Annotated in this window: 12 protein-coding genes; 8 read left to right on the plus strand and 4 right to left on the minus strand. The window is 58.3% G+C overall.

Annotated elements, in window-relative coordinates:
- Positions 1 to 160 precede the first annotated feature (160 nt).
- Positions 161 to 742, plus strand: a complete 582-nt coding sequence (locus PG888_RS09290) for a YjaG family protein (protein WP_075113215.1) — start codon at positions 161 to 163, stop codon at positions 740 to 742.
- A 71-nt stretch (positions 743 to 813) separates the two neighbouring features.
- Here the strand turns inward: PG888_RS09290 and PG888_RS09295 are convergent, their stop codons facing one another.
- A complete protein-coding gene (locus PG888_RS09295; protein ID WP_013723454.1) occupies positions 814 to 1293 on the minus strand; it encodes a MarR family winged helix-turn-helix transcriptional regulator in 480 nt (159 codons plus the stop codon).
- Positions 1294 to 1456: 163 nt separating this feature from the next.
- On the opposite strand from PG888_RS09295, the gene PG888_RS09300 reads away from it, so the two are divergent.
- Both PG888_RS09300 and PG888_RS09305 read left to right on the plus strand, forming a co-directional pair.
- Positions 1457 to 1984, plus strand: a complete 528-nt coding sequence (locus tag PG888_RS09300) for a hypothetical protein (RefSeq protein WP_111806169.1) — start codon at positions 1457 to 1459, stop codon at positions 1982 to 1984.
- A 9-nt stretch (positions 1985 to 1993) separates the two neighbouring features.
- Positions 1994 to 3592, plus strand: coding sequence for a BCCT family transporter (locus PG888_RS09305; RefSeq protein WP_270693299.1), 1599 nt, complete (start codon positions 1994 to 1996; stop codon positions 3590 to 3592).
- A 118-nt stretch (positions 3593 to 3710) separates the two neighbouring features.
- Here PG888_RS09305 and PG888_RS09310 read toward each other — a convergent pair whose 3' ends face one another.
- Positions 3711 to 4949 carry a multifunctional CCA addition/repair protein gene (locus PG888_RS09310; RefSeq protein ID WP_270693300.1) on the minus strand — a complete coding sequence of 413 codons (1239 nt, stop codon included), beginning with the start codon at positions 4947 to 4949 and terminating at the stop codon, positions 3711 to 3713.
- 237 nt (positions 4950 to 5186) lie between these two features.
- Between PG888_RS09310 and mutY the strand changes: the two genes are divergently transcribed.
- The 3 genes from mutY (at position 5187) to mltC (ending at position 7741) form a co-directional block, all read left to right on the plus strand.
- On the plus strand, positions 5187 to 6239 hold the full coding sequence (gene mutY / locus PG888_RS09315) for an A/G-specific adenine glycosylase (protein WP_270693301.1): 1053 nt from the start codon (positions 5187 to 5189) through the stop codon (positions 6237 to 6239).
- Positions 6240 to 6247: 8 nt separating this feature from the next.
- Positions 6248 to 6520: an oxidative damage protection protein gene (locus PG888_RS09320; RefSeq protein WP_270693302.1), complete on the plus strand. Its 273-nt coding sequence runs from the start codon at positions 6248 to 6250 to the stop codon at positions 6518 to 6520.
- 117 nt (positions 6521 to 6637) lie between these two features.
- The gene (mltC, locus tag PG888_RS09325) at positions 6638 to 7741 is read left to right on the plus strand and encodes a membrane-bound lytic murein transglycosylase MltC (RefSeq protein WP_111806250.1); all 1104 of its coding nucleotides are present in this window, start codon (positions 6638 to 6640) and stop codon (positions 7739 to 7741) included.
- A gap of 85 nt (positions 7742 to 7826) precedes the next feature.
- On the opposite strand, the gene PG888_RS09330 is transcribed toward mltC, so the two are convergent.
- Positions 7827 to 8213, minus strand: coding sequence for a YgiW/YdeI family stress tolerance OB fold protein (locus PG888_RS09330; RefSeq protein WP_101325909.1), 387 nt, complete (start codon positions 8211 to 8213; stop codon positions 7827 to 7829).
- A 254-nt stretch (positions 8214 to 8467) separates the two neighbouring features.
- On the opposite strand from PG888_RS09330, the gene PG888_RS09335 reads away from it, so the two are divergent.
- Both PG888_RS09335 and ompA read left to right on the plus strand, forming a co-directional pair.
- Positions 8468 to 9505, plus strand: coding sequence for an SGNH/GDSL hydrolase family protein (locus tag PG888_RS09335; protein ID WP_270693303.1), 1038 nt, complete (start codon positions 8468 to 8470; stop codon positions 9503 to 9505).
- Between the two features lie 266 nt (positions 9506 to 9771).
- Complete coding sequence (ompA, locus tag PG888_RS09340) at positions 9772 to 10806, plus strand: porin OmpA (RefSeq protein ID WP_270693304.1); 1035 nt, start codon at positions 9772 to 9774, stop codon at positions 10804 to 10806.
- Between the two features lie 130 nt (positions 10807 to 10936).
- Here the strand turns inward: ompA and PG888_RS09345 are convergent, their stop codons facing one another.
- Entirely contained in the window at positions 10937 to 11959 is a 1023-nt protein-coding gene (locus tag PG888_RS09345; RefSeq protein ID WP_213391943.1) for a GGDEF domain-containing protein, read from the minus strand.
- Between the last annotated feature and the right edge of the window lie 63 nt (positions 11960 to 12022).

Raw genomic sequence — 12022 nt, forward strand, 5'->3', positions numbered from 1 at the left:
TCTTGTTCCTTATCAGAATTTGCGGCGCAACAAGATGCCGCTCTCGTCCCATCTTACCTGACTTCATCTCGCAACATAGCCGACCAGGGCGCTTTTTCGTTTTCGCCGCGCCCCTCGTGGGCTACAATCTGCCCCACATTTTGCAAAGGATCCGACTCCAGTGTTTGGTGACAAGTTTTATAAGCGACTGGCCGAGCTACAGCCTTGGCAACAGACCGTCTACACCCTGGCGCTGGCAGAGCGCATGTACCCCAACTATGCCCTGTTCTGTCAGGCCTCCGGCTTTGGCAATGCAAGCGCCTTCCGGCATGCGCTGGATCAGCTGTGGGTCTACCTCACCGTCAAGGGATCCCGGGTCAATCTGGGTGCCATTCTCGAAGAGTTCGAGTCTCACATTCCGGATCCCCGCAAGTTTGAATCCTACGGCGCCTATCCCGCGCTGGATGCCTGCGTTGCGCTGGGCTGCGCCTACAACTCGGTGATCTGCCGGGTTGGCGAAGAGGCCAACGATGCCAGCCATGCATCAGTCGGTACCGTGGCCGGTTTTATCGAGCTGCTGGAAGAGCGGGATCTGACCGAAGAGGAGCTCTACGAGCACGAGTACATGGAAGCCGAGCTGGAGTTCCAGGTCGAACTGCTCAAGCGGGTTGCCCATGAGCGCGACAGCGATCGTATCCTGGCTATCAGAACATTCGCCTGCCAGGATGGCGTCTCCAATATCGGGATCAGCCTGGAAGAGTAATTCTCTCCAGCTCCTGATAGACAAAAGCTCCCGTTCGGGAGCTTTTTTTATGCCTGAAATTGTTCAGCAGCTTATGCCTGCTCTTCGGTGAGGGGTCTGACACTCAGCACCGGGGCTGCGTCGATTTCATCGGCATTCATCATGGAGGAGATGCGTTGCAGGGAGGAGAGCAGCAGGGTCTGTTCCCACGCTTCCAGCGCCTGAAAACGCTGGATGAAGCGTTCTTGCAGCGGGGTGGGGGCTTGGGCCAGCAGGGCGCGGCCTGCGTCAGTCAGTGTCGCGTGAACCTTGCGCTTGTCGGTATTGCTGCGAACGCGCTGCACCAGTTGGCGGCTCTCCAATCGGTCCATGATGGTGGTGGCGGTGGCCTGGCTCATGTTGGTGTGATCGGCCAGCTGGCGCATGGAGATCTGCCCCAGCTCATCGATCCCTTTGAGCAGCAAGAGTTGCGGGGAGGTGAGCCCGGCTTCTTTGATCAGGCGCCTGGAGTGCATGTCGATGGCACGAATAATCTGGCGCAGGGCGACCAGCACTTCATCATGTTTTTCCATGGGGTGTGCGTCATTGGAGGGCTATGGAGAGGCGCAAAATTTTCCGCCTAATTCGTCACAAGGTCAATATGGTTTTTGGTGTAATCATTTCTGCTCTAATTAATTTTGTGTTAGGTTGTCGGGCATTTCACGGAATTCACCCTGACATTTGAGGAGCGAAATGATGAACAACGAGCTGGATATCAAGTCTCTGGTGGCCGAGTTACGCGTGGTCAGAGTGCGCTATGAACTGCCGGATACCTCGGCTTTTGTGCGCTATCAGCCTGCCTACGAAGAGGACCCCAATACCCTCAAGGTGCACCACTATGATGGTGAATTACCCCTCTCTTGCAGCGAGACAGGTACTTTCAACCTAAAGGAGTTGGTGAATGAATTGCGCTACGCCTATGTGCTGGTGCATCTCTTTCCTGATGAAAGTGCCATGAACTTCTATCTGACCGGCCTCGATACTGGCCTGGCACAGCTGGAGTTCATCGGCGGCTCCTACGACTTCAACCGACTCTGGATCACCAGTGGTATCTCCAATCTGGGTGTCCCCATGGCCATCTTCCTTGGCAAGCGTCACGCCGTGAATGGCCAGCCCTCGGTTTCGCTGGTGGATCACCGCGAACAGGCAGCTGGCAAACTGGTCTATCGCGCCATCGGCGGTGCCGGTGATCATGTAGGCGAAGACTTTTTCAACAACGACTAAGGAGGCTGGATGCGAGCAAGCAAAGGGCTATTGAAAGGCCTCAACCCGACCATGGCCATGACGGCCCTCACCGTGATCACCCTGTTTTTGCTGTTTGGCGTATTTGTTCCCGATACCGCGGCCGCCTGGTTTGTCGGTGCCAAGGATCAGATCATTGCCGGGTTCAAGTGGTACTACATTCTGGTTGTCGCCCTGTTCCTGTTCTTCGCTGTCTACTTGATGTTCAGCCGTTTTGGCAGCATCCGACTGGGTGACGACGACCAGGTACCGGAGTTCGGCTACTTCGCCTGGTTCTCCATGCTCTTTAGTGCGGGCATGGGTATCGGTCTGGTGTTCTGGAGCATCGCCGAGCCGATGAACCATCTGCAGGGCAATCCGTTTATTACCGAAGGGATGACCCCGGAAGCGGCCCAAATCGCCATGCGCCTCACCTTCTTCCACTGGGGTCTGCACCCCTGGGCCATCTATGTGATCGTCGGCCTGTCGCTGGCCTTCTTCAGTTATCGCCGCAAGTTGCCACTGGCGATCCGCTCTGTGCTTTACCCCATTCTCGGTGAGCGCATCTACGGCTTCTGGGGCCATGCGGCTGATGTGCTGGCAGTGTTCGGCACCGTGTTCGGGGTGGCGACTTCCCTTGGACTGGGTGTCTCCCAGATGAATACCGGCCTCAACCAGATGTTCGGCATGGCCGTGTCGCAGTCCAACCAGCTTTGGCTGATTGGCGGCATCAGCCTGATCGCCACCCTGTCGGCGGTCTCCGGGGTCGGGCGCGGTGTGAAGATCCTCTCCGAGCTCAATATCTGGTTGAGTGTGTTCGTGCTGGGCCTCTTTCTGGTGCTGGGGCCGACCACCTATATCCTCAATGCCTATGTGCAGAACATCGGCGATTACCTGCAGAACATCGTCAAACTGAGCTTCTGGACCAACACCGAGGCCAACGGCACCTCGGCTTGGCAGTCGAGCTGGACGGCGTTTTACTGGGGTTGGTGGATTGCTTGGGCGCCGTTTGTCGGCATGTTTATCGCCCGCATCTCCAAAGGACGCACCATCCGCGAGTTTGTGCTCGGCGTGCTGCTGGTACCCTCGCTGCTCGGCATGTTCTGGCTCACCGTGTTTGGCGGTACGGCGATGAATCTGGAGCTGTTTGGCGGTGGCGGCGTGGTGGCAGCGGTCAATCAGGATGTGACGCTGGCGCTCTACAAGACGGTCGAGCTGCTGCACTGGGAGACCTTCGGCTGGATCGCCAAGGCCGTGCTGACCCTGCTCATCTGCACCTACTTCATCACCTCCAGTGACTCGGGCACGCTGGTCATCACCACCCTGCTCTCCATCGGTGATCAGGAGCCGCCGGTGCTGCACCGCGCTGTATGGGGTCTGGGGCAGGGGTTGGTTGCCGTCATCTTGCTGGTCTCAGGCGGCCTGGCAGCCTTGCAGGCGGCCAGCATCATAGCGGCGCTGCCGTTCTCGGTGATCATGCTGGCGATGTGCTATTCGCTGATGCTGGGGCTCAAGCAGGAGAGCCAGCGCCAGTTCGAGTATCGCCAGAACCTCAAGCGCCACGATGGCTCATCCCATATGAGCCTGATGGAGCGAATTGGTCCGGCATAACGGCACCAGCAGGGGTTAGCGCCCCTTCACATATAAATCTGGATGCAAAACGGCCGCCCTGGCGATGCTCTCCTTGTGGAGCTCATCATCAGGGCGGCCGTCTGTTATGGGGCCAACATTACTCTTCGATAAAGGTCCACTCATCCTTGATGCGGCTGATGGCATCGGTCCGCTTTTTGGCCAGCTGATCCTTGATCTCTTCCCCTTTGAAACCGGCCGCCACTATCTCTTTCACCGGCACCGCCTGGGCGGCAGCCAGCGCTTCGGCCACGTAGTCAGGCTCGGCGTAGACCCGCTCCTCGAAACCGGTGCGGCCGTGGAAGTCGGCGCGGCAGGCATCCAGCAGCTGGGCAAAGCGCTCGGGGCGGCGCCAGGCATCGGCCTTGTCGAACACCTTGAGCAGGGTGGCGGGCTTGAGCTCAAAGGCGATGTGGATGTGGGTATGCAGATCGCTCACCAGCAGCGCCAGATCCCGGCACTCGTTGGGTACCCTGAACCGCTCGCACAGGGCGCGAATAAGCGGCAGCCCCTTCTGACCGTGGCCGTGATGGCTGGGCCAGAACTCTTTGGGGGTGATCCCCTTGCCAAGGTCGTGGCAGAGGGCGGCAAAGCGCACCGTCAGCTCGGGGGAGATCCGGCACGCCTGCTCCAGCACCATCAGAGTGTGGATGCCGGTGTCGATCTCCGGGTGCCACTTGGCCGGGGCGGGGACGCCAAACAGGGCATCAATTTCGGGGAAGAGCGCCTTGAGGGCGCCGCACTGGCGCAGCACCTCGATAAAGATCTGCGGGGTCGGCCCCAGCAGCACTTTTTCCAGCTCCTTCCAGACCCGCTCCGGGGTGAGGTGGGCCAGCTCGCCGGCGGCCGTCATCTCGCTCATCAGGGTGAGGGTCTCTGGCGCAATGGCAAAACCCTGGGCATGGAAGCGGGCGGCGAAGCGGGCGACCCGCAGGATGCGCAGCGGGTCTTCGGCAAAGGCGGGGGAGACGTGGCGCAGCAGCCGTTTTTGCAAATCCTCGATGCCACCGTAGGGATCATGGAGCTGGCCCTGATCATCTTCGGCGATGGCGTTGATGGTGAGGTCCCGGCGCAGCAGATCCTGCTCCAGGGTCACATCGGGGGCGGCGTGGCAGACAAAGCCGGTGTAGCCCTGACCCTGTTTGCGTTCGGTACGGGCGAGGGCATACTCCTGCTGGGTTTTGGGGTGAAGAAACACGGGAAAGTCGCGACCGACCTGGGTAAAGCCCAGCGCCAGCATCTGCTCCACGGTGGCGCCGACCACCAGATAATCCCTGTCGCCCTGCGGCAATCCCAGCAGGCGATCCCGCACTGCGCCCCCAACCAGATAAGTCTGCAAACCGTCTCTCCCGTCATCAATCGTGGGGCCGAGTATATCGTCTTTGTTACCGCTTTGCTGCCTGACCACCACCTGGCCGCAGCGCCAGTCAGCGCGGCTTTGACTTGGGCGTGACGAGGCCTTACGCTGCCGCACCAGACAGCTGGCGCTGTGTTGCGTGATGGCGTTATGCCCGCGCTGGCCAGATGAGCCGAAGGAACCGCAGAGTTCCCCTTATATCAACGACATGAGAACAACGTGAATCAATCAACCTTCGCAAGCCGGGTTCTGGAGTGGTACCAGCTTCATGGCCGCAAAACCCTGCCCTGGCAGCAGGAGAAGACCCCTTACCGGGTCTGGGTCTCGGAGATCATGCTGCAGCAGACTCAGGTCGCTACCGTGATCCCCTATTACCAGCGTTTTATGGCGCGCTTCCCCGATGTGGTGGCGCTGGCTGATGCCCCCGTCGATGAGGTGCTGCACCACTGGACCGGGTTGGGCTACTACGCCCGGGCCCGCAACCTGCACAAGGCGGCCCAGCAGGTCCGCGATAACCACCACGGTCTCTTTCCCGAGCGTTTTGACGAGGTGATGGCGCTGCTGGGGATTGGCCGCTCAACCGCCGGGGCCGTGTTGTCGCTCTCTCTGGGTCAGCCCCACGCCATCCTTGATGGCAACGTGAAGCGGGTACTCACCCGCTGGCTGGCGCTGCCGGGCTGGCCCGGCCAAAAACAGGTGGAGAACGAGCTGTGGGAGATCGCCATCCGGCTCACTCCCAAGCTGGGTGTGGCGCACTACAACCAGGCGATGATGGATATCGGGGCCACGATCTGCACCCGCAGCAAGCCTGCCTGTGATCGCTGTCCGGTGCGAGCCGATTGCCAGGGGTTGTCGCAAGGCAAGCCCACCGTTTATCCCAACAGCAAGCCCAAGAAGAGCATTCCGGCTCGCGACGGCATCATGCTGCTGATCCGCCATGGCGATGAGTTGCTGCTGGAGAAGCGGCCGCCGCAGGGGATCTGGGGTGGGCTCTACTGCTTCCCGCAGGTGGCTTCGTTGGCGGAGGTCGACGGTCTGCTGGCAAATTTGGGGCTAGCGCACCACGGTTATCGAGAACTGGCCGGTTTTCGCCATACCTTCAGCCACTTCCATCTCGATATCCAGCCGCTGCTGATTGACATTGATGAGGCGCAGCCGCTGCGGCTCATGGAAGCAGATAACCGACTCTGGTATAACTTACGCCATCCTGCCGAGGTGGGGCTGGCGGCTGCCACGGCCCGTCTGCTCGCCTATCCAGAGTTACAACCATAGAGGTCAACATGAGCCGTACTGTATTTTGCCAACGCCTGAAAAAAGAGTGCCCGGGTCTGGATTTTCAACTCTATCCCGGTGAGCTCGGCAAGCGGATTTTTGACAACATCAGCAAGGAAGCCTGGGCCGAGTGGCAGAAGAAGCAGGTGATGCTGATCAACGAGAAAAAGCTCAATATGATGAATCTTGAGCATCGCCAACTGCTGGAAAAAGAGATGGTCAGCTACCTGTTTGATGCAGGTGAAGTGCAGATCGAAGGTTACACCCCGCCTGCCCAATAAGCTCTCCGGCTGTTGTTCGTGTGAACCGGAGCGGGCATGGCGCCACACTGGCGTGATCGCTCCTGAAGTCGCAGCAAATGAATGATGGGCAGCTCTGCTGCCCGGTTTGAGGATCCTATGGGCCGAATTTTTTGGCTGCTGTGCACCCTGCTGTTTCTCTCTGCCTGCTCATCCTCTCCCAAGCCCAGCGGGAGTGAGGATGACGATCTGGTCAACGGCAAGGACATCCGCGGTTTTGAACACATGATCAGCGCGCTCTCCCATAACGTGAACGAGATATGGGGGCGGGAGGCGCTGTTTGCGGGCAAGTTTGACTACGTCAAATATACGGATCAGTACAAGAGCCGGGCCCACATCGACTTCTCCAGCGGTCACATCATGGTGGAGACGGTCTCTGGCGTCGATCCGCGCGCTCACCTGCGTCGCGCCATCATCGAGACCCTGCTGACCCCGGATGATCCGGCCGAAGTGGATCTTTACTCCGATCGGGAAATTCTGACCGGCGGCGAGCCCTTCCTCTACGGTCAGGTGCTGGACAATCAGCGCCAGCCAATCCGTGCCTCCTGGCGCGCCGAGCGCTATGCCGACTACTTGCTCAGCACGGCGATGAAGAAGCGTACCCTGGGTATTCGTACCATCTTCTTCGTCGATATTCCCATGGTGGCCAACCATGAAGATCGACGGGGCTACAAGTATGCGGGGATCATCCGGGAAGCGTCGCGCAAATACGGCGTGCCGGAGAGTCTGATCTATGCGGTGATCAAGACCGAGAGCAGCTTCAACCCCTATGCGGTGAGCCATGCCAACGCTTATGGCCTGATGCAGGTGATTCCGGCCACCGCCGGTCGTGACGTCTATGTGCGGGTCAAGGGCAAGAATGGCCAGCCGACCCGGGAGGAGCTGTTCAATCCGGCCTACAACATCGATGTCGGTACCGCCTATCTGCACCTGTTGCAGACCGTCTATCTGGCGGATATCGAGGATCCGCGCTCCCGTCGCTATGCGGTGATCTCCGCCTACAACGGTGGTGCCGGCGGTGTGCTCAACACCTTCTCCAGCGATCGCAAGGCGGCGCCGGGCCGGATCAACCAGCTCTCCCCCGAGGCGGTCTATCAGGTGTTGACCGAGCAGCATCCCAAAGAGGAGGCGCGCCGTTACCTCTACAAGGTCAATCAGGCCGAGAAGGGGTTTAAAAGAACCTTTTCTGGTCGGGCCGGTTAAGCGATGACGCTGCGTTAACCATGCAAAAGGGCGCTTGATAGCAAGCGCCCTTTTTACGTCTGACCAGTTCGTCGGTGAAGTGGCCTTATTTGGCGATAAAGCCGCCCTTGCTCTGCGGGGCTGCGCCCACTTTCTCCAGGGTTTTCACTTCCACTTCGGTCTTGTTCCAGCTGTGGTCCACTTCACCACGGATACGGATCTGATCGTCCGGGCCCACTTCGGTGCCACGCCACACATCCTGATCCACTTCGACCTCCACTTCACCGCTGGCATCGCGGAACAGATAGTTCTCGCCGCCCAGATGCTTGACCAGTTTCCCTTCCAGGGTGGCCCAGCTGTCATCGGCCAGATCTTTCAGTTGAGCAACGGAGACCTTGTTCTGCTCCTGCGGGCCGGTATAGGCCGCCATGGCAAAAGAGGAGACAGACATCAGGGTCAACAGTCCGATTACGCTTGCGCTTGCCTTGTTCATTTCATACTCCTGTCGTTGGTATGAGGGCATTGTGCCGCGCGGGGCGTGAAACAAGCGTGAAAGAAATACGCAGTTGTGATTGTCTGTTTTGTGAGCGCAAGCGATTTCATCGGTGATGGAACATGTGTGATTTCATCTGGAACTGTAATCTGTCGCCTTCACCAGAAGTCAGTGGTGGCAGACTCTTCCCGTGCTTGCCGCCATTCGAGGGGAAGTCCGCAGGTCTCACCTGCTTAATCGAAGAGCATAACAATATGAAAAAATGGCTTGTTTGTTTATTGGGGTTAATGGCATTGACCGCGCAAGCGGCAGAGGGACGCCAGCCTTTTTCCCGGGTCGTGATGTTTGGTGACAGCCTCTCCGACACCGGCAAGATGTACAAGAAGATGCGGGGATATCTCCCCTCCAGCCCACCCTACTTCAACGGGCGCTTCAGCAATGGCCCGGTGTGGCTGGAGCAGTTGCGTGACCAGCATTTCCCCGGTCTGGTCGTGGCCAACGAGGCGGAAGGCGGCGCGACGGCGGTGGCCTATAACCATCTGGGCGCCCTCAACGGCTGGCTCGGTTTCTGGTCTTGGGATCCAAAATATCAGGTGATCAATAACCTTGACTACGAGATCGATCAATTCCTGAAAAAGGACAAGTTCCGCCCCGATGATCTGGTGGTGATCTGGGTTGGTGCCAACGACTATCTGGCCTATGGCTGGAACACCGAGCGGGATGCGGATCGGGTGATCGATACCATCCGGCTGGCATCCAACCGGTTGGTGCTCAACGGTGCGCAGCAGATCCTGCTGTTCAACATCCCGGATCTGGGGCAGACCCCGTCGGCCCGCAGCATGAAGGTGGTGGAGAAGGTGCGCCATGTGGCCAGCTACCACAACCAGCGGCTGCAGAACCTCACCCGCGAGCTGGCCCCCCTTGGCATTGTGAAGCTGTTCGAGGTCGACAAACAGTTTGACGAGATGGTGCGCGATCCCCAGATGTTTGGTCTGAGCGACACCGAGCACGCCTGTTATGACGGTGGCTACATGTGGAAGCCCTTCTCCGGTAGCGCCGCCGAGGTTGCCCCGGCTCCGGCTTTGAGTCTGTCCGAGAGGGTGGCGATCGCCGGTAACCCGATCCTGGCGCAGGCGGTGGTGAGCCCGCAGGCAAAACGTAGTGCCGCAGCCCTCAATTGCAACGAGCATATGTTCTGGGATCAGGTACATCCGACCAAAACCGTGCACACGGCACTGAGTCAGCGCGTGGCTGATTTTATTGACCGGAACTACGAGTTTGTTCGTCACTGATTCCTCACAGGGCCAGCATGCTGCTGGCCCCTATTCTCCCCCTAGCCCTCTTCAATGCGTCTTTTTGCGTCACACTTAGTTCAATTAACAAACATTTGTTGCTGTTTTTGTAACACACTTGCGTTACAGTGTTTTTTGTTAATTGATATCAGTGACTTGAAAATAGGCTAACGTTGATATGCTGCGATCGCTTTTGGGTGGTTGCACCTATAAGACGAGGTGATATCAATCAACCTCCTCCTACATAAAGTTGCAGAGGCTCAGACATGAAAAAAACATTGATTACCTTGCTGGTTACCGCCTTGCTGGCGGCCAATGCCCAGGCTGCCGGTCAGGACAACACCTGGTATGGCGGTGCCAAACTGGGTTGGTCCAACTTCTATGGCATTGATGAAAGCAATGCCCTGACGCTTGGCAATGAGACCAACGATGCCCTGGGTGCAGGTGTGTTTGGCGGCTATCAGCTTAACAAGAATCTGGGTATCGAGTACGGCTTCGATTATCTTGGTAAATACAAATATGATGCCCGCTCCGCCACGGGCGCTGCGTTTCAAGATGAAGTTCAGGCTCAGCTAATCCATTTGTCTTTGAAGCTGGGCTTCCCTTTGACTGATAGCCTTGACCTGTATGGACGTGTCGGCGGCGGTTATGCGGCAGCGAACAGTGACCTGAAAGGGGGGGACGGCCGGTTCAACTTTGTCGGTGCTCTGGGGGCAGAGTATGCCTTTAATCGTGATTGGGCTGCTCGTCTTGAATATCAATACACCACCCCGTATGGCGACCGCGATGACACCGGCGTGAGAATGGATAACGGCCTGCTGTCGCTGGCGGCGGTTTATCGCTTTGGTCAGGTTGCTCCTGTGGCGCCCGCCCCGGCTCCGGAACCCGCTCCCGCGCCTGTGATGGTCGAGAAGCAGTTTACCCTGAGCTCCGACGTGCTGTTTGACTTCAACAAGGCGACCCTCAAGCCAGAAGCCAGTCAGGCGCTGGATAGCCTCTATACCCAGATCGAAGAGGCGCGACCCAAGGATGGCGTAGCAACCGTGATTGGTCACACCGACCGTATCGGTTCCGATGCCTACAACCAGAAGCTTTCCGAGCAGCGTGCCCAGACCGTCGCCAACTATCTGGTTGGTAAAGGGATCCCGGCCGCCAAGATCAATGTGGAAGGGCGTGGTAAATCCTCACCGGTTACCGGCGACAGCTGTGTCAGCAAGTCCAAGCGTGAGCTGATCGTCTGCCTGGCACCGGATCGTCGTGTTGAAGTGAAGGTAGAAGGGGTTGCCGAGGCTCAGCAATAATCTGCTGAACCAGCCTCTTGCGGGGCGGTAACAAGGCCGCCTCGTTGGTTGTGAAATGCAAAAAAAGCCAGTCAGTTGATCTGACTGGCTTTTTCGTTTCGCGGAGCAAGGCGTTATGAAGGGTGCATTATCAGGACGGCAGCGGCATCACCCGGTTGCGGCCGAGTTCCTTGGCCTTGTAGAGCAGCTTGTCGGTACGTTCGACCAGACAGTCCGCGCTCTCCTGACCGTTGAACTCACCCACGCCAAATGAGGCGGTGATGTGGTCGATACGACGACCCGACTTGCGATCCAGAATCGACATCCGTTCGATGGCCCGGCGCATGCTTTCCGCCATCTGTCTGGCCAGTGCCAGCGCGCGATGGGGAACCAGCAGGGCGAACTCTTCTCCGCCGATCCGATAAGCGGTCACCCCCTCCTGACAGGCGTCACGCAGCCGTTTGCTGAAGGCTCGCAGTACCTGATCGCCGAGCAGATGGCCATATTCGTCGTTGAAGTTCTTGAAGCGATCGATATCGGTCAGGATCAGCGAGAAGGGGTGCTGGCTGCGGATCAGCCCTTCCAGCTCCAGATCGAAGGCGCGACGATTGAGCAGGCTGGTGAGGGCATCTTCGTTGGCCAGCTTGCGGGTCTCGTTGAGCGCCGCCCGCAGCTCCTTGATCTCTTTCTCTGCATTGCTGATTTGATTGCGAAAGTGCATGGTGGACATCCGCACGTCCCGCGATTCGCGCACCAGTTCCCGCAGGATCCCCATGGTGTCTTCCAGACTGAAGCCCTCGTCATCGATGCGGCTGAGCTTGTCAAAACTCTTGTCGAGCATCTCCTGAAACATGCCGGTATCGGAGATGGCGTCCTGCATGGAGTGACCGAGCTCGTTGGCCATGGCGGCCAGGCTCAGTTTCATCGCCTCCATCTGCTTCTCATCCTGAGCGGCCAGATACTGGTGATAGAGCCGTTCGCAGGTGGTGAGCGAGCAGGTTCCCTGCAGCTTGACGGCCTGATCGATCGCCTGGTTGAGCTCGGGCATGCTGGCCGAGACATAGCTGTACCACAGGTGGTAATTGTCCGGCGTCGTGGGGATCTGGTACTTGATCATCAAGGGTACCGCCTGCTTGAGATAGGCGGCAGATTGGGCAAACGTGTCCTTACTCATGAGTTCCGTGTCTCATCATGCCAGCGAACTGAAGATAGTATGACAGAGAGATTGGCCAAAAGG

This window comes from Aeromonas sp. QDB23 (assembly GCF_027707745.1).
GTDB classification, from domain to species: Bacteria; Pseudomonadota; Gammaproteobacteria; order Enterobacterales; family Aeromonadaceae; genus Aeromonas; species Aeromonas allosaccharophila.

What these genes read in the sequence shown, in the direction of transcription:
- PG888_RS09295 (WP_013723454.1), bottom strand. Translation starts at nt 1,293, where the DNA reads ATGGAAAAACATGATGAAGTGCTGGTCGCCCTGCGCCAGATTATTCGT.
- PG888_RS09300 (WP_111806169.1), top strand. Translation starts at nt 1,457, where the DNA reads ATGAACAACGAGCTGGATATCAAGTCTCTGGTGGCCGAGTTACGCGTG.
- PG888_RS09305 (WP_270693299.1), top strand. Translation starts at nt 1,994, where the DNA reads ATGCGAGCAAGCAAAGGGCTATTGAAAGGCCTCAACCCGACCATGGCC.
- PG888_RS09320 (WP_270693302.1), top strand. Translation starts at nt 6,248, where the DNA reads ATGAGCCGTACTGTATTTTGCCAACGCCTGAAAAAAGAGTGCCCGGGT.
- mltC (WP_111806250.1), top strand. Translation starts at nt 6,638, where the DNA reads ATGGGCCGAATTTTTTGGCTGCTGTGCACCCTGCTGTTTCTCTCTGCC.
- PG888_RS09330 (WP_101325909.1), bottom strand. Translation starts at nt 8,213, where the DNA reads ATGAACAAGGCAAGCGCAAGCGTAATCGGACTGTTGACCCTGATGTCT.
- PG888_RS09335 (WP_270693303.1), top strand. Translation starts at nt 8,468, where the DNA reads ATGAAAAAATGGCTTGTTTGTTTATTGGGGTTAATGGCATTGACCGCG.
- ompA (WP_270693304.1), top strand. Translation starts at nt 9,772, where the DNA reads ATGAAAAAAACATTGATTACCTTGCTGGTTACCGCCTTGCTGGCGGCC.
- PG888_RS09345 (WP_213391943.1), bottom strand. Translation starts at nt 11,959, where the DNA reads ATGAGTAAGGACACGTTTGCCCAATCTGCCGCCTATCTCAAGCAGGCG.